Annotated in this window: 16 protein-coding genes; 9 read left to right on the forward strand and 7 right to left on the reverse strand. The window is 63.3% G+C overall.

Translation table 11 applies throughout. From position 1 onward, the window contains the following. Positions 1-37: 37 nt before the first annotated feature. Both HOLFODRAFT_RS22595 and HOLFODRAFT_RS0204435 read left to right on the forward strand, forming a co-directional pair. Positions 38-709 carry an HD domain-containing protein gene (locus tag HOLFODRAFT_RS22595; protein ID WP_005034328.1) on the forward strand — a complete coding sequence of 224 codons (672 nt, stop codon included), beginning with the start codon at positions 38-40 and terminating at the stop codon, positions 707-709. Next, positions 706-2,760 (forward strand): HEAT repeat domain-containing protein, encoded by a 2,055-nt coding sequence (locus tag HOLFODRAFT_RS0204435; RefSeq protein ID WP_005034326.1) that lies wholly within the window; start codon positions 706-708, stop codon positions 2,758-2,760. Before HOLFODRAFT_RS22595 ends, HOLFODRAFT_RS0204435 begins: the two co-directional genes overlap by 4 nt. A 50-nt stretch (positions 2,761-2,810) precedes the next feature. Here HOLFODRAFT_RS0204435 and HOLFODRAFT_RS22600 read toward each other — a convergent pair whose 3' ends face one another. Continuing rightward, positions 2,811-3,953, reverse strand: coding sequence for an OmpA family protein (locus HOLFODRAFT_RS22600; RefSeq protein ID WP_005034324.1), 1,143 nt, complete (start codon positions 3,951-3,953; stop codon positions 2,811-2,813). Positions 3,954-4,239: 286 nt separating this feature from the next. Here HOLFODRAFT_RS22600 and HOLFODRAFT_RS0204445 point away from each other — a divergent pair, with 286 nt between their 5' ends. The 5 genes from HOLFODRAFT_RS0204445 to HOLFODRAFT_RS0204465 are packed head-to-tail and all read left to right on the forward strand — an operon-like array spanning position 4,240 to position 11,242. After that, on the forward strand, positions 4,240-6,204 hold the full coding sequence (locus HOLFODRAFT_RS0204445) for a transglutaminase TgpA family protein (protein WP_244432643.1): 1,965 nt from the start codon (positions 4,240-4,242) through the stop codon (positions 6,202-6,204). Next, positions 6,201-7,367 (forward strand): alcohol dehydrogenase-like regulatory protein ErcA, encoded by a 1,167-nt coding sequence (gene ercA / locus HOLFODRAFT_RS0204450; RefSeq protein WP_005034318.1) that lies wholly within the window; start codon positions 6,201-6,203, stop codon positions 7,365-7,367. Before HOLFODRAFT_RS0204445 ends, ercA begins: the two co-directional genes overlap by 4 nt. After that, positions 7,351-9,015: an ATP-binding protein gene (locus tag HOLFODRAFT_RS19320; RefSeq protein WP_005034315.1), complete on the forward strand. Its 1,665-nt coding sequence runs from the start codon at positions 7,351-7,353 to the stop codon at positions 9,013-9,015. The genes ercA and HOLFODRAFT_RS19320 overlap by 17 nt, the downstream gene beginning before the upstream one ends. Positions 9,016-9,073: 58 nt before the next feature. Beyond that, a complete protein-coding gene (ruvA, locus tag HOLFODRAFT_RS0204460) occupies positions 9,074-9,664 on the forward strand; it encodes a Holliday junction branch migration protein RuvA (protein WP_005034312.1) in 591 nt (196 codons plus the stop codon). Between the two features lie 45 nt (positions 9,665-9,709). Then, on the forward strand, positions 9,710-11,242 hold the full coding sequence (locus HOLFODRAFT_RS0204465; RefSeq protein ID WP_005034310.1) for a tetratricopeptide repeat protein: 1,533 nt from the start codon (positions 9,710-9,712) through the stop codon (positions 11,240-11,242). Between the two features lie 215 nt (positions 11,243-11,457). Here HOLFODRAFT_RS0204465 and HOLFODRAFT_RS0204470 read toward each other — a convergent pair whose 3' ends face one another. The 6 genes from HOLFODRAFT_RS0204470 to secA form a co-directional block, all read right to left on the reverse strand. Beyond that, positions 11,458-12,816, reverse strand: coding sequence for a PFL family protein (locus HOLFODRAFT_RS0204470; protein ID WP_005034308.1), 1,359 nt, complete (start codon positions 12,814-12,816; stop codon positions 11,458-11,460). 57 nt (positions 12,817-12,873) lie between these two features. After that, a complete protein-coding gene (locus tag HOLFODRAFT_RS0204475; protein WP_005034305.1) occupies positions 12,874-13,134 on the reverse strand; it encodes an ACT domain-containing protein in 261 nt (86 codons plus the stop codon). 74 nt (positions 13,135-13,208) lie between these two features. After that, positions 13,209-14,666, reverse strand: coding sequence for a YiiX/YebB-like N1pC/P60 family cysteine hydrolase (locus HOLFODRAFT_RS19325; protein WP_005034303.1), 1,458 nt, complete (start codon positions 14,664-14,666; stop codon positions 13,209-13,211). A 44-nt stretch (positions 14,667-14,710) separates the two neighbouring features. Next, positions 14,711-15,673: an endolytic transglycosylase MltG gene (gene mltG, locus HOLFODRAFT_RS22605; protein WP_158412916.1), complete on the reverse strand. Its 963-nt coding sequence runs from the start codon at positions 15,671-15,673 to the stop codon at positions 14,711-14,713. A gap of 32 nt (positions 15,674-15,705) precedes the next feature. Beyond that, complete coding sequence (rapZ, locus tag HOLFODRAFT_RS0204490) at positions 15,706-16,554, reverse strand: RNase adapter RapZ (RefSeq protein ID WP_005034298.1); 849 nt, start codon at positions 16,552-16,554, stop codon at positions 15,706-15,708. Positions 16,555-16,559: 5 nt separating this feature from the next. Further along, complete coding sequence (gene secA, locus HOLFODRAFT_RS0204495; protein ID WP_005034296.1) at positions 16,560-19,205, reverse strand: preprotein translocase subunit SecA; 2,646 nt, start codon at positions 19,203-19,205, stop codon at positions 16,560-16,562. 113 nt (positions 19,206-19,318) lie between these two features. Between secA and ndk the strand changes: the two genes are divergently transcribed. Together ndk and HOLFODRAFT_RS0204505 are read left to right on the forward strand one after the other, a co-directional pair. Continuing rightward, entirely contained in the window at positions 19,319-19,738 is a 420-nt protein-coding gene (ndk, locus tag HOLFODRAFT_RS0204500; protein ID WP_005034295.1) for a nucleoside-diphosphate kinase, read from the forward strand. Positions 19,739-19,740: 2 nt separating this feature from the next. Then, positions 19,741-20,292 (forward strand): hypothetical protein, encoded by a 552-nt coding sequence (locus HOLFODRAFT_RS0204505; protein ID WP_005034293.1) that lies wholly within the window; start codon positions 19,741-19,743, stop codon positions 20,290-20,292. The last annotated feature ends 315 nt before the right edge of the window (positions 20,293-20,607 follow it).

Consider the following 20,607-nt stretch of genomic DNA (forward strand, 5'->3'; position numbering starts at 1 on the left):
TCCAAGTCGATGTACATTCCTGAGGATGAGCATTCAGATGAGAGCGTGGCGTGAGGCGTGCGAAGCGGCGATCCGGGCCAGTTCGGCTGCGGATGCCCTGAGGTTCTGGCGTATCAGCCACGAGGTCGGGGGTTGCCAGGAGCCCGTCTTCGACTACCGGTTCGAGCACACCCTGGCTGTCGTGAAGGTCGCCCGCTGGCTGGCTCCCCAGGTTGAGGCCGATCCGGAGGTCGTGGAATGCGCGGCCTGGCTTCACGATGTCCGCAAGTATCTCAAGGATGCCCAGGGCAAGGATGCCCACGCCGAGGCAGCCAGTGCCGCTGTAGAGGAAATCCTGGCGGGTTCGGACTTCCCCCGGGAGAAGATCCCCGCAGTGCGCCATGCCATCGAGCATCATGTGGGGCTGAAGCTCACCAAGCGGCTCAAGCCCATCGAAACGGCCTGCCTGTGGGATGCAGACAAGCTGAGCAAGCTGGGCGCTGCGAGTCTCGTCCACTTCACCAGCATCTCGGGGGCCTTCCAGCCCACCACCACCGAAAGGATTCTCGAGCGCGGCGAAGCATGGCTCCAACTGGCCCAGGGCATCGTCAAGAGCATGAACACCAAGGCTGCCAGGAAGGAAGCGAAGCGGCGCTTCGCGTTCATCTCCAACCACTATCGCCAGTTGCGCCGGGAATGGAGCGATCCCATGAAAACGAGCCAAGCATGAGCAGCTTCCAGGACGTGGCCACGGCCCTCCAGGCAACCCTCAAGGCCCTCCAGATGTATACCGGGGCCCACCCCCGGTCCCGATCCGCCCTCGAGAACCTCGCCTCCATGCTGGGGGATTGGCTTCAGGAAAAGCCCAGCCTCCATATCGCGACCTCGGCCCAGAAGGTCTTTGTGGACGGCAACCCCATCGAAGCCCAGAGCCTGCACCTCGCGGCCCTCCAGCGGCAGTTCGCGGAACGCCAGATCAGCGGAGTCGTCATCCAGAAGGGCGTTCCCCCGGAAGAACTCCAGGCACTCCTGGAAGTCCTCATCCTTAAGCCAGCGCGGATTGAAGAACAGGGAGGTGTTGCCGCCGTCCTGGCCCTGCGGAACCTGAAATTCGTCAGCCTGAGCCAGACGCAGTACAAGGCTGTGCAGGGTGGCCAGGGAGAAGAGGAGGAGGTTGATGCGGCCCCTTCCCGGGTGATCTCCCAGCCACCCGATGACCCATCCGTGTGGAAAGAAGCCCTCGAAGCCGCATTGGCAGGGGGTCCTCCCGCAGACTTGAGTCCAATGGGCCAAGTGGCCTTGACCCTGGGATGGGGAGAAGCCCTTCCAGATGCGCTGAGCCTGGAAGGGTTCAGGAGCGCCCTCCGGAGCCTGCCATCTGAAGCCCAGCTCTCGATCGCCGCAGGTCTTCCCTCGGCCCCCCAATCCCCCGCCGGACTCCGACTGGCTCTGGCTGAAACCATGGGAAGCCTGCCAGGACTGCAGGGAAACGCCCTTCACGCCCTGCTCCAGCGCCTTGAATGGGGCAGTCTTTCCCTGGAGACACGGATCCAGAGGATCGTGGAGGGAGGACTATTCTGGGATCTGAGCCTGGATCAGCGATTGGCCCTCCTCAAGGACCTTTTGGACTCGGGACGCAAAGAGCTCTTCACCCGCTTTCTCGATCTGTTGCTGGAAGCTCTGACCATGGAGGATACGGCCCGGCGGGAGATTTCAGCCCAGAGCCTCGCGGGGGTGGCCCATTGGATGGGGCTGCCCAGTTTCCCGCGGGAAGAGGAAGGCCCCCTTATCCATGGATTGACCGCCCACTTCGGCTGGGAGCCCCTTCCCCACATCCACCGCTCCACCACCGAGGCCCTGGCGGCCATATGCACCGGGCTCCTATCCAAGGGAGAGCTGGCCTCCCCCCTGTCCCTCATTGGGGATCTGGAAGCCTTCTGCACCTTCAGCGAAGAAGCTCAGGACTGGCGACTCTCTGGCATCCAGCAGATCAAGGACCATCTGAGCAGCCGAGAGCTGATGAACCTGGCCATCCAGAGCCCAGGCTTCTGGGACCCCCAGCAACTGATCCAGGTCGCGGTCCCCTACTTCGAGCACCTTGGTGATCCGGGAGTGGATCACCTGATTGAACGCCTTGGGGAAGAACCCGACCGCCGTCGGCGCGCTCTCCTGATGAACACCATCCGAGCCATGGGAAGCAAGGCCCTCCCGGCCCTTGAGCGCAGCCTCCGTGCACCGGCCTGGTACCTGGTCCGCAACACCCTCAACCTGCTGGCGGACCTGGGCGACGCTGGACTAGCCCAGGCCGTATCCACATGCATGAAGCATTCCGACCGTCGCGTCCGTCAAGCGGCGGTGCGCGCCACATGGAAGCTGGCGGGTCCAGCCGCGGGAGCGCCGCTCCAGGCCATGCTCCCGGAAACGGACCCCGAAACCCAGATGGAAGTGATCTTCGGTCTGGGGCAGATCCAGGCGGTCGGTGCCATCCCGGCCATTGGCACCCTCGCAGCGGATAGCAGAGCCCCCCTTGCCCTGAGGGTCAAGGCTACAGAAACCTTGGGCATGATGGCACACCCGACGGCGACCCCCTTGCTGGCCGCCCTGATCCAGCGCAAGGGACGCATCTTCACAAGCACCGAACCCCGGGAGATCCGACTGGCGGCGGCCAGGGCCCTCAAAGCCACCCGGACACCGGAGGCCCTGGAGATCCTCGCCCAGGTCATGGCGGATGAGAGGCGAGGCGAGGATAGGGATGCCCTCAGAGCCGTGATCGAAGCATAAGAAAGGCGGCGGGATACCCCCGCCGCCTGCTGTGCTCTCGAAAGAGACTGTTACTTCTTCTTGCTCTTGGCCTTGACCTTGGCCTTGGGAGCGGCGGCGACAGGAGCTTCCTCCAGACCCACGACATGCTCCCGAACCTCAGCCTTGGCGCCGAGGAGGTTCACATCGATCTCCACGCGGCGGTTCTTGTTCTGACCGGCGACCGTCGCGTTGTCGGCGATGGGCTTATCAGGACCGTAACCCTCCGTGCTCACAGCAGAGGCCTTCACGCCGCTGTCCACCAGGACCTTGGCCACAGCATCGGCCCGGCGCTTGCTGAGGGCCTTGTTCATGGCAAGGCTGCCCACGCTGGAGGTGTGTCCGCCGACCACGATGGTGTAGTCGCCACTGTAAGACTTGATGCTGGTCGCCACGCGCTGAATGGCCTCGACAGCCTTGGGGCTGAGGTCGGACTTGCCATTCTTGAAGTGCAGGGTGGCTTCATCCAACACGATCTTGATGGGCTCGGGAGCGGGGGCAGGCTTGACCACCACGGGCTCGGGAACGGGCTCAGGAACGGGGGCAGGGACCACCACAGGCTCGGGAGCAGGGGCGGGAGCGGGAACCACCACAGGCTCGGGAGCCGGGGCAGGAGCCGAAACCGTCACGGGCGTCGCCTTGCGGCCGCCCCAGGTGTAGCCCACGCCCAGGGACGCCAGAAGCTCGTTCCGATCGACGGGATTGGGGAGATCAACCCGCATGAGCTTCACATCGCCCTGGACCAGAAGGTTCTCGGTGATGCGCCCCATCAGGCCAACACCGCCGTGGTAGTTGAAAACGGTTTCCAGCTTTCCGGTGTAGCTGCTGCTGTCAACACCGCGTCCAGCGCGGGTGATGCCGGGGCCGACGGCGATGTAGGGGTACCAGTTGTCCGCACCGGGGCGGAGGTTGAACATGACGGAGACCAGGGCATGGATCTCCTTGCTCTTGGTCCCAGCCTCGGACTTCTGGGGCATGTAGATCCCCCGGAGGTCCAGACCGATCAGGTTGTCGGTCCACATACCGGCACCGAGGCCACCACCGATCCGGTTCTTCAGATCGGACGTGTTATCAAAGCGGTCACCCACCACATGGGCCACGCCCCACTTCTGGCCTTCCTGGGCCATCAGGCCCAGGGAAGCTCCGAGAGTGAGTAGAACAGCCAATTTCCGCATGGTACCTCCTTCAAGATTGGGCAAAAAGCCCAAGGATTAGTCAAGCATAGACCAAGAACCACACTACTACCTGGGGCCTGATCTGGAAAATATCACTCCAAAGTTTAATTCTGATCGCTTTGTGAACAAGACCTTCCTCGTGAGTTCACACCGGACACAGTTGTATCATGCACCAGGAGGCATGATATAGCCCCGGGGTGGTCGACGTGCACTCACACTTTCTCACCGTCTTCAGCGGGACTCCCGCCCCGAGTCGCATGGCGACTGGGGGAGATCCCCGGTGAAGATGGATCGCTGGCTGGACCACCTTCCGCCCTGGCTTTCCCTCCTGGCCCTGGCCCCCTCCGGTCTCTTTGCCCCGGGGGACCTTGCGGTCATGGTTGTTCCCCTGATCCTGGCCGCAGTGGTCGAGTGGCGACAGTGGATTCTGGACAGGTGGCGGAGGGCGCTGGAACTGGGTGCCCTTGCGTCGGTCCTGCTGATGGGAGCAGCCCATATCGGTCTTCTCCAACTCCTGGGCTATCTGATCTTCATCCTCTGCGGAATCCGACTGGTCCTGCCCCGCACCCTGCCCCAGCGTCGGCAGATCCTGCTCATGGGCTTCCTGGTGTTTCTGATGGCAGCCATGAGTCTGCCCTCACTGGATTTCGCCCTTTGGGCCATCCTGTGGACCGCTGGGGCCGCAGCATGCTTAATTCATCAGGCCTGGTCAATTCCGGCCAGCCGCCCCCCCCTGCGCCCCTTGGGGGCCTGGACCCTGGCCATCCTCCTGATCGCCGCAGCCTGCTTCATGGGCTTGCCCCGGGTGAAGGCAGACAATCGGCTCTCCGCCTGGGGAATCCGGGGCTTCGGGTCTGGCATCGGGCTCGCGGAAGCCCTGGACCTCTCGGAACGAGGTCCCCTGCGGAATCAGACGGGAGTGGCCCTGCGAGTGGCCCCCCGGGGAACCCTGAGCCCCAGCCATCGGGAGCAGCTTGCCGGGCGCATGGAGCTCCTGAAGGGGTTCTGCCTGGAGGCCCTGGAGGGAGCGCGATGGGAGGTCGCCCCCCAGACACCCCAACGGAATAGAATCCGGGTGGCAAAGCCAACCGATCCCGAATTATCCCCTGGCATCGGCCTGGAATTCCAGCTCGCACCCACAAGCACCAGCCTCATCCCCCTGCCCTATGGCACCCTCATCCTGCGCGGTCCCCGGGCATGGCTTCTGGAACCCCAACCGGGTGGGGGCATCGGATGGGAACCCCCGCCCCGCCATACCGTTTCCATGGAACTCGCCATGGAAGGGGGTCCGCTGGAAACGGAGCCCCTCGGCCAAGAGCGGCGGATCTTTCTCACCCAGACAAGTGGGGACACAAAGTCCGCTGATCGTTGGAGCCGGAGAATCGCTCCGGAGGATCTCCCGGCCGCTGCCATGGCAGCCCTGCTCACCGCGGAGCTGCGCAGCTACAGGTATACCCTGAGCAACCCTTCCGGCCGCGCCGCTGATCCCCTGGAGGACTTCCTGGAACGCACCCAGGCCGGACACTGCGAATACTTTGCCTCAGCCCTGGCCTGCGCCCTGCGCTCCCGCCAGATCCCCGCCAGGGTGGCCGTGGGCTATCGCCTGGGGCCGTGGATCCCTGAAGGAGGGTACTGGCTGGTCACCCAGAACGAGGCCCACAGCTGGGTGGAATACTACGATGCCGCCGCCCGGTGCTGGCGCATCGCGGATCCAACCCCGACGGCTGCGGGAGGCAGTGCCTACCCCCTCATGACCCGTCTCCGCCACCTCCAGGACGCCCTGATCTACCGCTGGGACCGCTACATCCTCAGGTTTTCCGGGGAGGATCAGGCGACAGGACTGGATTGGCTCCAGAGACAGGGGGAAGCACTGACGGCCAGCCCCGACCGGTGGCGCCGTCCCCTGGAGGTCCTCATCGCCGCGGGTGGCCTGGGGCTGGCCCTCTGGATCATGAGGAGGTTCAAGGGGAGCCGCCGGAGCCCGAGCGGCATACGGGAGCTGACACCCCTTCTTCGCAGAACTCGCCGGATTTGCCCACCAGCCCCAGGTGAAACAGCCCGGGCTTGGCTCTCGCGCCTGGCCGCCCTGGCCCCGACACAGCAGGAACGGCTCCTCAGGCTGGCGGACGAAGTGGACTTGGCAACCTATGGCCCAGGCAGCCATCAGACGTTGCGAGCCCTGGCCAGGGAAGCCTCGCGGAACTTCAGCCTACCGCCCGGAGCGCCGATGGAAGGTCGAGGTTTCCGATGAGCCAAGAGCCCCAGAGCCGAACCGAATTGCGCAAGTTCCTGGCCCCCGAGTTCATCCAAGGCCCTGGTGCCCTTGGACTTGTGGGCCGCTATGCCCTCAACCTGGGGGGCGAGCGAGTGCTGGTGGTCTCGGATCCGGGTGTGCGCAGCGCAGGGTGGACCGATGCAGTCACCAAGGTCCTTGATGCGGTCGGCCTCGAATGGACCCTTTTCGACGAGGTCAGCCCCAATCCCCGAACCCATGAGTGCGCAAGGGGTGTCGACTGCTTCCGCTCCACCGGTTCGAACCTCATCGTCGCCATCGGTGGGGGCAGCCCCATGGATTGCGCCAAAGGCATCGCCGTCCTGGCCTCGAACAAGGGCGCCATCACGGATTACGAGGGCGTCGACGAGGTCCGGAATCCCGGCCCCCCCCTCATCTGCCTTCCGACCACCGCCGGTTCCGCTGCGGAGGTTTCCCAGTTCGCCATCATCTCCAATCATGAGGAGCTCCGGAAGTTCGCCATCATCAGCCGCAAGGTGGTTCCGGATGTTGCCCTCATCGACCCCCAGACCCTGGAAACTGCTGACGCCTACCTCCGGGCCTGCACCGGAATAGACGCCCTTACCCACGCGATAGAGGCCCTGGTGTCCAACGCCTCCAGCCCTCTGACAGACCTCTATGCCCTGGAGGCAGCAGGACTGGCCGCCGCCAACCTTCCCAATGCCACGGAGGCCCTCAAGGCCCACGAGCCCATGGAGCAGATGATGCAGGCCAGCCTCCTGGCGGGACTGGCATTCTCGAATGCCAGTCTGGGCGCTGTCCATGCCATGGCTCACAGCCTGGGCGGGCTCCTGGACCTGCCCCACGGGCTCTGCAATGCCATCCTCCTGCCCCATGTGGTGGCCTACAACTACGAAGCGGCTCCCATCGCCTTCGGGAGACTGGGACTCCGACTCGGGCTGGAACCCAACGCTGCGGGCAAAGCCCGGCGGGCACTGATCGATGCACTGCACACCCTCAACGAGAAGGTCGGAATCCGCCAAACCCTGGGGCAGCTCGGCGTGAGCCCAAGCGACATCCCCCCCCTGGCCGAAAAAGCCCTCCGGGATCCCTGCCTGGTCACCAACCCACGACACCCAGACCGGAGCGAAATCGAGGGGATCTATGCCGCAGCGCTTTGATGAACCGGAGAGCCGGAATCGTCTGCGCCAGAAGATCCTGGGGCTCGGAGAGGACTCGATCCACAAGAGCCACTTCGCGGAGCTTCAGCAGCGAATCCAGCAACTGGAAGCCAGCGAGCATAAGTTCTCCCTGGCATTCCAGGCCAGTCCGGCCCTCATGGCCATCTCGAAGAGGGAGGATGGTCGCCTTCTGGAAGCCAATCAGACCTTTCTCCAGACCCTGGAACTGACCCTTGAGGAAACCGTTGGAAAGACCTCCACGGAACTGGGCATCTGGCCTGACCCGGAAACGCGGGAACGCGTGATGACCAGGCTTGATTCAGCGGGGTCCATCCATCTCTTTGAATTTCCCCTCCACCGGAGGGACGGCTCCTCCATCGAAGCCCTCAGCTCCATGGCGACCATTGAAGTCGACGGACAGAGATGCGTGCTCTTCATGGCCATTGATATCACCGCAAGGAAGCGAGCCCAGGAGGATCGGGAACAGCTCCAGGCCCAGCTTCTGCAGGCCCAGAAGATGGAGGCCATCGGGCAGCTGGCGGGGGGGGTGGCCCATGACTTCAACAACCTGTTGACCATCATCAACCTGAATGCCGAGATGCTGGGGGGCGAGCTGGAGCCCACGCCCCAGGGGCTGGAAGAGATCCTGCTGGCAGCCCAGCGGGCCCAGGATCTGACCCGACAGCTCCTCGCCTTTGGCCGCAAACAGAATATGGAGCCCCAGCTCTGCGACCTCAACCAGATGGTGGGAGAGACCGGCAAGATGCTCAACCGGATCATCGGGGAGCATATCCAGTTGGAGATGACCCTGACACCGGATCCCGTGCTAGTCATCGTGGACCCCGGCCAGCTCTCCCAGGTCATGATGAATCTGGCCATCAACGCCCGCGATGCGATGCCCCATGGGGGGCACCTCCTGGTGGAGACGTCCAGATTCCAGGTGGAGGAGCACCATGTCCGGGCCCGGCACCAGAACGTGCTTCCAGGCATCTACGCGGTGCTCGCCATGGCCGATACGGGCTCCGGCATGGATGAGACCACCCTGTCGCATATCTTCGAACCCTTCTTCACCACCAAGGATAAAGGCAAGGGGACCGGGCTTGGCCTCGCGACCGTGTACGGGATCGTCAAGCAGAGCGGCGGCCACATATGGGTCTACAGCGAACCGGGCCGAGGCACCCAGTTCAAGATCTACCTCCCATTGAACACCGACGAACAGATAGCCCCGGAAGAGGCATCCACCCTGTCCCAGCAGCCCGGCTGGGAGACGATCCTCCTGGTGGAGGACGATGCCACCGTCCGCTCCGTGGTCCTGGGCGCCCTGGGGAACTGGGGCTATCAGGTCCTGGAGGCGGCGGACCCGCTGGCGGCCATCGAGATCTCGGAGGCCTATCCCGGCCCCATCCATCTCCTCATCAGCGATGTGGTCATGCCCCATTTCAATGGTCTGGAACTCGCGCAGCGCATCCTGGCACGACGGTCCGAAGTGCAGGTGCTCTTCATCTCGGGTTATACGGACGGCGCAGTGATCCAGCAGGAAGGCGGACTCAGGAATGCGGCCTTCCTCCAGAAGCCCTTCAACATGAGGGATCTGAACCGCAAGGTTCGGAGAATCCTGGACGCCCCCCCGGTTCTGCCGGAGAGCTGACAGGGATCATGCACCTTGGCGATTGGTGGATTGGCTCCTTACGGGGCACACTAGGGGGATGATCGGACGACTGCGGGGAACCCTGATACGCAAACAGCCCAATAGGGCCATCCTGGAATGCGCCGGAGTCGGCTACGTCTGTGCCATCTCCCTGGGAACATACGGGCTGCTGCCAGAAGAGGGTGCCGAAGCGATCCTCCACACGGAGTTGATCCTTCGGGAAAACGAGCTTTCCCTCATCGGCTTCGCCACCCATCCAGAGCAGGAGCTCTACCGTCTGCTCGTGAAGGTGGACGGCATCGGCCCCAAGCTGGCCCTGGCGGCCCTGGGGGCCCTCCCCCTGGAGGATCTGCTCCAGGCCATCCGTGGCCGGGACGTGAAGACCCTCACCCGCATCCCCGGGGTGGGGAAGAAAACAGCGGAGAAGCTCTGCTTCGAACTCTCAGAGAAACTGGGTGGGCTGGGGGGCCTGGACGGCCTCGATGGCTCCCGGGTTCCCCTGGACACCTGGGAGTCCGATCTGTGCTCCGCCCTCACCAACCTTGGGTTCAAGGAGGATCGGGTGCTGCCCCTGGTGAAGGAGCTGAAAAGCGATCGCCCCCCCCTCGACCAGGCCATCCGGATCGCCCTCAAGGCTCTGCAGCGATAATTTCCTGAGGCTGCTAAGCTATCCTTCAATCAGACGAGGTACATCATGCCCCGACCCTGGCTCCGCCTTCTGGATCCTGAGATTCACGACCTGCAGCACGTGGCAGTTCACTCCCCCGCTGACCGCCTGCGCTTTGCCCGGGCCCTGAACTCGCGATGCCGCCATGAAGAGGCTGCAGAGGTGCTGGACCTGCTCCTGGCGGACAACCGTTGCGATGGAGAGCTCTGGTTTGAGCGCCTCCTCGCCATCGGCGGCCGGGCTTCAGTCGAGGATCTGGAGATCTTCCACGAGGACCTTGAGGCCTTGAGGGCAGAGTATCCCAAGGAAGCGGCCCATCTGCGGAATCTCGGGTATATCCGGCTCCTCCTCAATCGCAACGACGAGGCGGAACGGGCCCTGAAGCTGGCCCTGGAGCTGGATGGCCAGGATCCCAAAACCCTGGAGCTCGTGGGACTCCTGTGCCTCCACCGCGACCACCCGGGAGAGGCACGAACCTGGATTCTCAAGGCCCTCAGCCTCCAGCCCAAGGATGGTCGCACCCTGCGCCTCCTGGGACTGGTCAGTGAACTTCTGGAGGACTACAAGGGCGCGGAGACCAACTTCATGGCCGCCCTGAGTGCGGATCCCAACTTCTTCTGGGGCTGGCATAGCCTGGGGGAACTCTTCATCAAGCAGGGTGAGCTCCTGGACGGTCTCCGCTGCATCCATCGCGCCCGGGCCCTCATGCCCATGGAACCCACAAGCTACTTCCTCCTGGCGGAACTCTTCTCCGAACAAGGTCACCTCGAGATGGCCCTGGCGGAGATGCACAAGCTCGTCCTCCTGGCCCCTGGAAATTCAACCCTGGCAGAAGCTTACAGTCTCATGGGCGAGATCAGGAAGGACATGGGGGACACCGAGACGGCCATCTCCTACTTCGCCCTCGCCGCCGAGACCGATCCCGAGGATCCCAATCCATGGTCCGCCATGGGAGATCTGGCGCGGGAAGAGGAGCGCTGGGAGGATGCCCTGCGCTGTTATCGCGAAGCCCTGGCCCGGGATCCCGAGGCTGCAGACGTTCATGTCCAGCTTGGGTATGTTCTGCTGCACGTCGGCCAGGCCGAAGAGGCTGAGACCTGCTTCCTGGCAGGTCTGGAGGCGGACCCCAGCGAGTACAGCGCCTACCTGGGGCTCTCAGAGTGCTACAGGCATCTGCAGCGCAGCGAGGACCAGTGCCGGATGGTGCGTGAGGCCATGACCCTGGCCCCGGAAGACCCTGATGTCTGGAACGCCCAGGGTGTCGCCCTGGAAGTCCAGGGGCGTCTGCCCGAGGCCACCGAAGCCTATGAAAAGGCACTGGCCCTCGCCCCCCAGCATCGCAAGGCCGCCAACAACCTTGGATTCCTGCTGGAGAAGCGCATGTCCGAAGGAGAACCCCAGCTCAAGGAGCGGGCCGTCGAAGCCTGGAAACAGCGCCTGCTGATCTGCCGGGATGAAGGGCAGAGTCTCAAGATGGCCTCCGAGCACCTCGTCAAGCTCGGGGTTTCCTCTGCCATCGTCCAGCGCTGGCTGGAGAAGGAACCCGGACCGGTTTTCTAAAAAAGAAATTCCACCACCAAGGCACCAAGAACAGAAGAAAAAACCAGGAAAAGACTGCCCTTCTTTTCTTTCTTTTCTCTTCCTTGGTGTCCTTAGTGCCTACCCTGTAAACCCTTGGGTTTACATCGCCCCCTGAAGCCGCGTATTCGCATTCGGTCCTTCTCTTTACCAAGCAACCCCGCGCGGCGGGGCTGCTTAGTGGTGGAATTTTCTTTTTAGTTCTTCAAGCTGTGCAGCGGCGCCGGGATGCGACCGCCACGGGCGATGAAGGCTTCGGCGGAGAAGGGATTCACCTTCATGACGGGGCCAGAGCCCAGCAGGCCGCCGAATTCCACAACGTCCCCCACCACCGTACCGGGGGCTGGAATGAGGCGCACGGCGGTGGTCTTCTGATTGACCATGCCGATGGCCACTTCATCGGCGATGATCGCCGAGATGGTGGAGGCGCTGGTGTCCCCGGGAATGGCGATCATGTCCAGGCCCACGGAACAGACGCAGGTCATGGCCTCCAGCTTCTCCAGGGTAAGGGCTCCGCACTTGACGGCCTCGATCATGCCCGCATCCTCGCTGACGGGAATGAAGGCGCCGGAGAGCCCACCCACGTAGGAAGAGGCCATCACCCCCCCCTTCTTGACCGCATCGTTCAGGAGGGCGAGGGCAGCGGTGGTGCCAGGACCACCGCACTTCTCAAGACCCATGGCTTCCAGAATGTAGGCCACGCTGTCACCCACGGCGGGGGTCGGAGCCAGGGAGAGGTCCACGATGCCGAAGGGCACGTTCAGACGCTGAGAGGCCTCCTGGGCCACCAACTGCCCCACGCGGGTGATCTTGAAGGCGGTCTTCTTGATGGCCTCGGAGACGACTCCGAAGTCGGCCCCCTTGGTGCGCTTCACGGCGTTGGCCACCACGCCGGGCCCACTGACGCCCACATTGATGACGCACTCGGGCTCGCCCACGCCATGGAAGGCGCCAGCCATGAACGGGTTGTCCTCAGGCACATTGGCGAAGACCACCAGCTTGGCACAGGCGATGGCACCCCGGTCGGCGGTGAGCCGAGCGGCCTCCCGGATGGTCAGCCCCATGTCCCGCACGGCATCCATATTGATGCCAGCCTTGGTGGTGGCCACGTTGACCGAGGCGCAAACCCGTTCCGTGTTGGCAAGGGCCTCGGGCAGGGCCCGGACCAGGGCGCGATCCCCCTTGGTGTAGCCCTTGTGCACCAGCGCCGAGAACCCCCCGATGAAGTTCACGCCCACGGCCTTGGCCGCCTGGTCCAGAGTCTCGGCGAAGCGGGCATAGTCCAGCTCGTCACTGCTCTCCGCCACCATGGAGATGGGCGTAACCGAGATCCGCTTGTTGATGATGGGGATCCCGAACTCCCGCTCGATGTCCTCACCCGTCCTCACCAGCTTCTCGGCATAGCGTGTGATCTTCTCGTAGATCCGGCGCCGGGAGGTCAGGGAGCTCTCCGCAGCACAATCGCGCAGGGATATGCCCATGGTGATGGTGCGGATGTCCAGGTTCTCCTGTTCAATCATGCTGATGGTTTCAATGATCTCGTTGCGATTGAACATTCAAAATCCCTTTAAAACAGTCTTCATGCTGGCCAGACAACGATGGGAATCGGATCGCTAGATCCGGTGCATGCTCTGGAAGATATCCTCGCGCTGAAGGCGGATCTCCACACCAAGCTCCTTGCCCTTCGCGCTCAGCTTCTCCTGGAGTTCCAGGCAGTCCACCGAAGCGTCCACCATCATGATCATGGTGAAGATATCCCCCATGATGGTCTGGGAAATGTCCAGGATATTGGTGCCCGACTCGGCAAGCACGGCCGTCACCCCGGCGATGATGCCCACCCGATCGCAACCCAGCACCGTAATGACTGCTCTCATCCGACTCTCCTAGGCCCCGCAACGAACCGGGGGCGAGCGTCCATCATATCAGGCAGCCTGCCTGCGGACCCCGATCACTGCGCAGCCGAGTCTCCGGGCCGTTTCTCCTGAACGAGGATGTGCCAGTTGGGGCGCTTCCAGCTTGCCCGAAAGGTGTCCTCGCCGACCGGCAGAGCGCATCGCTCCTTCTCGAAGCCGTCCAGAAAGACCACGAAATGCTCCGCAATCCCCGGTTCTTCATCGAATTGGCGCACCATGGCGTTGGGGGTGCTCACCTTCCGCCCGAGAACCTCGCTGACAGGAAAGCGAAGACCACCCATCCCGGCCCCAGGCTCGTAGGCTTTGTAGATCAGCTCGGAGCATACGAGGGAAGCGTCCGTCTGGAAGTCGAAATTGAAGTCGTAAGGGCGCCCGCTGTAGTGGAAGGCCCGGAAAAGGGCCTGGGCGATCTCCCGCCGGGGCAGCCCCGGACGCACCACAGCCAGCGAATCCGAAGCACCACTGAATTCAAGAGAGGTGAAGGTGACCCCCTCTGAAATCGCTTCCAGAACCCGGGGCTCGGCCCCCTGGAAGGGGGCGGTGCTCCGCCCGTAGGCTTGGGGGTAGCGCGTCCTCAGGAGTGCCTCGAAATCACCATCCGCCCCTCCCTGGGCTTTCACCCAGGCCACCACCCCGGGGTCCTGGAACCAGGCCTTCCGCTCCTCCGGGGTTCCCACATAGAGTGCCGCATGGGTCCAGAAGCCCGGCAGGCCCAGGTTCGACAGGTACCACTCGTGACGTTCGAAAAGGATATCGCCCGGACGGAGGACAGCCTTCAGGTTCTCGACCTGGGTCGGAGAAATCAGATGCTCGTGCCGACGATGGACCTTGGTGTCCCCCATCCACCCCGAAACCCCCTTCTGGAGGGGAAACCAGGCCTTGAAACCGGCCTGCTTCAGGACCGTCAGGGCATTCTTCAGGGTCATGGCGGGCCCCCTCCCCTTTCCCATTTTCCAGATCAGGGCCCGGTCCTCCTCGATGGCTGCCCGGAGCTCCGGAGAGCCACCCTTCCGGTCGATGGCCTGGAGGGCAGCGAATTCCGTGGCGATGGCCACGTTCAGGAAGCGGAGCTTGAACCGGGAAAAGGTGCCTCTTGGCAGTCCCATTTCAGGCACGGCGTCGTCAAGGATAGGCTGGAGATCCGGATTGCGATTGGTCAGTTCGATCCACTGGAGAGCATGACGGTATCCAGCGAGAAAGGCAGCGTTCGCAAGGGCAGAACCCTGGGCATTCCCCTTGCGAGTCCTGTGGAAGAGGCGATCCAGAGCCCCTTCGCTCTCCAGCACGGTGCTCCAGGCGCCCCATATGGCCAGCTTATCTTCCCGTCTGAGAATCCGGGGCTCCCGCCCCTTCTGGAAGAGCTCGGGCCTGAGCTCAGCGAAGCAGAGGGCCGACTTGAGCGCCGATCTGGCCAGGAATAGGTCCCGGGTATCCGCTTCAGGGGTCGCCCATATGAGGCTGGGAATGAGGAACAGTGCATGGAGAGGCTTCATCTCTCCAGCATAGGGGAAGCCTCCCGGACACCCCAGAGGATTTCCTACCTCTTCCCCAGCTCCCGCCGATAGGCCGTCACATTCCGGTTGTGCTCCTTCAGGGATGGCGCAAAGCGATGGCCACCGTGCCCAGTGGCCACGAAGAAGAGATCGCCGGTCACATTCGGGGCCTTGGCGGCCTTGATGGCGAGGGGGCCCGGAATGGCGATGGGGGTCGGTGGCAGGCCTTCCCGGGTGTAGGTATTGAAGCGGTGGGGACGTCGCACATCCTCCCGGGTCGGGGCAGTGAATCTGAGATCGCCGGTCATCCACCGCGCGTACTGGCTGGTGGGATCACACTGGAGGCGCATCCCGATTCTAAGGCGCTGAAAGTAGACCCCGGCGACCCTCGGAAGCTCTTCCTCCAGGGAAGTCTCCTTTTCCGCCAGGGAAGCCAACTTCAGGGTGTCATAAGGGGAGAGAGCGCCTCCCTCCAGGCCGGGATAGACCTTGTCCCGGAAGGCCTCCACCATCATCAGCATGATCTCTTCGGGTTCCATGGCGTGATGCAGGCGGTAGGTCGCCGGGGCCAGGAGGCCCTCCAGGCTCTCGGCTTCAGCGAAACCTGCAGCCCGCGCCAGACGGTCGCTCTTCCACAGGGTCCAGAAGACCTGCGCGGGCACGAATTCCTTCAGACGTCGCTGGACGCTCCAGGCGTGCATGCCCGGCACCAGCACCACATTCGTGTAGTGGATATCACCCCGCTTCAGCTTGCCAGCCACATCTGAGAGACTGGCCCTCGGGGAAAAGGTGTATTCACCCCGGAGGAGTTGCAGCTTGCGAGCCCTGGCCCAGATCTTGAAGAGGGTTGCGGAACGGATGACGCCCTCCCGCTCCATCTGCAGGGCGATCTGGTCCAGGGTGGCCCCCTTCCTGACGAGCACCGTGGCCTGCCGGTCCAGGGGACCCCGGCGTTTCAGGGTCCACAGGGCCGAGCCCGGAACAAGGGCCAGGAGCAGGGTGGCCACCAGGAATCGAAACGAAACAGGGGATCGGGCCACTAGCTCAGTTCCCTGTGCTGCACCACCAACCTGGGCATGGCCTCGCGCAGATTCTGGGCCAGGCTCTCCACCAGGGCCACGCTGCGGTGCTGGCCTCCGGTGCAGCCGATGGCCACCGTAAGGTAGGCGCGCCCCTCGCTCTCGATGTAGGGCCAAGTCCAGCGGATCCAGTTCTCGGCCATGGCCACAAAGGTGCCGAAGAGATCGGACTTCAGGAGGTATTCCCGGACCGGCAGATCCTTGCCGGTCAGGGAGCGGAGCTCCTGGACATAGAAGGGGTTCGGCAGGAAGCGGGCGTCCAGCACCATGTCCGCATCGGCGGGCAGGCCATGCTTGAAGCCGAAGCTCACCAGGCGCAGCGTGGTGCCCTGGACCGGAAGATCCGGCAGGAGCTCCGAGATGGTGCGCCGCAACTGGGAAAGCGTGAGATGGCTCGTGTTGATGACAGCGCTGGCGGCATGCTTCACCGGGGCCAGGAGGGCCCGTTCCTCCTGGATGGCGGCGGCCACATCCCCGTCCTGGGCGAGGTAGTGGGGGCGCCGGGATTCCGAGAAGCGGCGCAGCAACACGGCGTCATCCGCCTCCACGAAGACCACCTGCACCGGCACGCCGCCAGCACTGAGGCGCTGAAGCAGCGGCGCGAACTCCTCCGCGAATTCCGGATGGCGGTTGTCCATACCGACCGCAAGGCGCACGCGAGTCGGATTGAGTTTGGACTCCAGTTCGAGCAGGGGCTCCAGGAGCCTTGCCGGGACATTGTCCAGGGCCGTACACCCGGCGTCCTCCAAGGAACTCAGCACCGAGCGACGCCCGGCTCCCGACAGCCCTGTGACAACCACCAGTTCCATGGTGCCTACTCCCCGTCGATGCCCCCGACGTTGAAGCGCAGCACCCGCTGGACGCCATCCTGGCCACCCTCGCCCAGATCCACCAGAGTCCCGGTTTCGTCGGGCCCGAGCTCATGGATATCGCCGGGCTCCCGGAAGTAGTCGCCGTCCGGCACATAGGCCGGCTGCGGCTCCACGCGGTAGAGGTAGGAGATGATCTCGTCCTCGTAGCCGAAGCGCATCTGCTCGAAGTATTCGTAGGATTCCTTCTTGTACTCGACCAGGGGATCCTTCTGGCCGTAACCGCGGAAGCCGATGGCCTCCTTCAGGTGGTCCATGACCAGGAGGTGGCGCTTCCAGGCGGAGTCGATGATCTGGAGGATGGCCACCCGTTCGTGCCAGCGCAGGACCTCTTCGCTGCCCAGACGGGTCTCCTTCTCCTGGTAAGCGGCCCGGACCATCTCGGTGAGGGTGTCGATTGATTCAGCCTGGGACGTGGAGGCCAGGGCCTCGAAATCCAGATCCGAGGTGGCGAAGAGCTGCTCGAAGCGTTCCTTGAAACCCTCGATATCCCTCTCCCCCTTCTCGGGCAGGTAGTCGTGCACGAGACCTTCGCAGACTTCCCCGGCGATGCGGAGCACGTATTCCTTGGTGTTGCCCTTGAGGATGTCACAGCGCAGGTTGTAGAAGAAGATGCGCTGCTTGTTCATCACATCGTCGTATTTGAGGAGGTGCTCGCGGATCTCGAAATTGTGGGTCTCCACACGCTTCTGACTGCGCTCGATGGCCCGGGTCACCATGCCGGCTTCGATGGGCTCTTCGTCGTTCATGCCCAGGGTCGACATCATGTTCTTGATGCGATCCCCGCCGAAGATACGCATGAGGTCATCTTCAAGGCTGAGGTAGAAGCGGGAGGAGCCGGGGTCGCCCTGGCGGCCCGCACGGCCACGCAGCTGATTGTCGATGCGGCGGCTCTCATGACGCTCCGTGCCCAGGATGTGCAGACCACCGGCAGCGATCACTTCCTGCTTCTCGGCCTCGGTCTGGGCGGCCATGGCCTCCACCAGGGCGGAGAACTCGGGGGTCTCCAGACCATCCTCATCGTAGAGCTCGATGTCCTTCTTCCGAGCCTCGATCCGGGCCAGGCCTTCAGGATTGCCACCCAGCAGGATATCGGTGCCGCGACCCGCCATGTTGGTGGCGATGGTGACGGCCCCCTTGCGACCGGCCTGGGCGATGATTTCCGCTTCCTTCTCGTGGTGCTTGGCATTCAGGACCACATGGGGCACCTTGGCCCGCTTGAGCTCCTCGGCCAGGAATTCGCTGGACTCGATGCTGGCGGTGCCCACGAGGATGGGCTGCCCCTTGGTATGCAGCTCCTTGATCTCCTCGACGATGGCCTTTACCTTGCCCTTCTTGGTGGAGTAGACCACATCGGCGAAGTCTTTGCGGACCATGGGCTTGTTGGTGGGGATGATGACCACTTCAAGCTTGTAGATCTGGAGCAGCTCCCGGGCCTCGGTCTCGGCGGTGCCGGTCATGCCGCCCAGCTTCTCGTACATCCGGAAGAAGTTCTGGAAGGTTACGGTGGCCAGGGTCTGGTTCTCGGCGTTGACCTCCACGCCTTCCTTGGCCTCGATGGCCTGGTGCAGACCGTTGGACCAGCGGCGGCCGGGCATCATGCGGCCCGTGAACTCGTCCACAATGACGATCTCCTGCCCCCGACCGTCCTCCTTGGGGCGCACCATGTAGTCCACATCCAGCTTGTAGAGATTGTGGGCCAGCAGGGCCTGATTCAGGCCGTGAAGCGTATCGATGGCGCTGGGGTCGTAGAGGTTGGCCACCCCCAGGAGCTGCTCGGCCTGGCGGATGCCATCATCGGTGAGCATGACCTGACGATCCTTCTCGTCGACCTTGTAGTCCACGTCCACCTTGAGCTTGGGAACCATGGAGTCGATGCGGTAGTACTTGGAGGTGTCCTCTTCGCTGGAGCCGGCGATGATCAGGGGGGTGCGGGCCTCATCGATGAGGATGGAGTCCACCTCGTCCACGATGGCAAAGGCGAAGCCGCGCTGGGTGAAGTCCTCCAGGGACCACTTCATGTTGTCGCGCAGGTAGTCGAAGCCCAGTTCGTTGTTGGTGCAGTAGGTGATATCGCTGCCGTAGGCCTCGCGACGTTCCTCGTCGGAGAGGCCGTGCTGGATGATGCCCACGCTGAGCCCCAGCCAGTTGTAGAGACGCCCCATCCACTCGGCATCGCGGCGGGCCAGGTAGTCGTTCACCGTCACCAGATGGGCGCCCCGACCGCTGAGGGCGTTGAGATAGAGGGGAAGCGTGGCGGTGAGCGTCTTGCCTTCACCGGTGCGCATCTCGGAGACCTTGCCCTCGTGGAGCACCATGCCGCCCACCAGCTGCACATCGAAGTGACGCATCTTGAGGACGCGCCGGGAGGCCTCCCTGCAGACTGCGAAGGCCTCGGGCAGGATGTCGTCCAGAGTCTCCCCATTGGCCAGGCGCTCCTTGAGGCGGGGTGTCATCGCCTTGAGAGCCTCATCGCTAAGCGCCTGAATCTCTGGTTCCAAAGCATTGATCTGCTGGACCTTGGTCCACAGGCGCTTGAGCTCCCGATCATTCTTGGAGCCGATGAGTTTCTTCAACAGGTTGTCGAGCATTCTGGATCCAATCGCGTCAAACCATTGAGTGTATCCCTATACAGCCACGATTCCCAGAGCCCTTGAGCCCCCTTGCCACCTGGGTCACACTCATTTCACAACCCGGAGAGCCCATGGCACTGGAACGCACCTTCGCCATCATCAAGCCCAATGCGGTTCAGGATGGCCACATCGGGGAGATCATCAGCGCCATCGAGCGGGAGGGGTTCACGATTCATGGCCTTCGCATGGTCCACCTCAACAAGGAGCTCATCGAAGGCTTCTACCAGGAGCACATCCACAAGGGATTCTTCCCTGAGCTGGAGACGTTCATGATGGAAGGCCCCGTGGTCCTCATGGTCCTGGAGGGCGAGGACGCCATTCGCCGCTGGCGGGAGCTCATGGGGGTGACCGACAGCTCGAAGGCCGCCCCCGGCACCCTCAGGAATCGCTTCGGTCGAGGCATCACCCACAACGCCGTCCACGGCTCCGACGCGCCTGCAAGCGCCGAGCGCGAAGTCCACTACTTCTTCAGCGCCTTTGATCTGGTGTAGCCATGAAAAGCCTTCTCTTCGTCCCAACCCTCGTCCTCACCCTCGCCTGCGGCTCAACCAACGGCCAGCTCTCCAAGCGGGAGGCCGAAAGCGACATCAAGCAGGACTATCCAGTCACCGTCTCGCTGCGGGTGCCCAGCTCCACCAGCGCCATCAAGGGATCTCCCGAGTTCGCCAAGCTGGTGGCCATGTCCGAGGCCCTGACCAAGAACGGCTGGTTCATGGTCTTCCGCACCCCCCGGGGGGATCGGGAGCAGTTCGAATTCAAGCTCCTGCCCAGCGCCCCCAAGAGCGTGATCACCGCCCCCAAGGGCTATGAAGTCCCCACCGCCCAGGCCGAGTTCGTGAAGGCCCTCAAGCTCGAACCCACCCGGGATGGCGCGAAGGTCACCTACCAGATCCGCCTGGCCAAGCCCACCGAGCACTTCGAGCTCTATGCCCAGCTCCACAAGGCCCGCATCGGAGGCACCACCGAACGCCACGCGACCTATAAGAAGGAAGGCCGCAAGTGGATCCTCCAGGAGACGGACGAGGTATATAAGAAGAAGGACTGATACGCATTCGCAAACAAAAGCATAAATTCCACCACCAAGGCACCAAGTTTCACCAAGAAAAGCCTGATGCGTCGACCAGGACACTCGGGCCTGGTTCCGGGAGGGGCAGGTGGCTATGGCACGCTCACGTGCCTTCGCCGCCTGTCCCTCCCGGAACGCGTGCGGCTTTGCCGCGCGCCCCCGCGCAGCGGGGCGGCCTGAGTGTCCAGCCTAGTGGAGCGATATGGCACGGGCTGGCTTTCACATTCGCCCTGGGGCAAAGCCATGGTCCGCTGGTAAGCCCTTGGTGAATCCTTGGTGTCTTCCTGTCTTGGT

Origin of the sequence: Holophaga foetida DSM 6591, assembly GCF_000242615.2 — a bacterium.
GTDB lineage: Bacteria > Acidobacteriota > Holophagae > Holophagales > Holophagaceae > Holophaga > Holophaga foetida.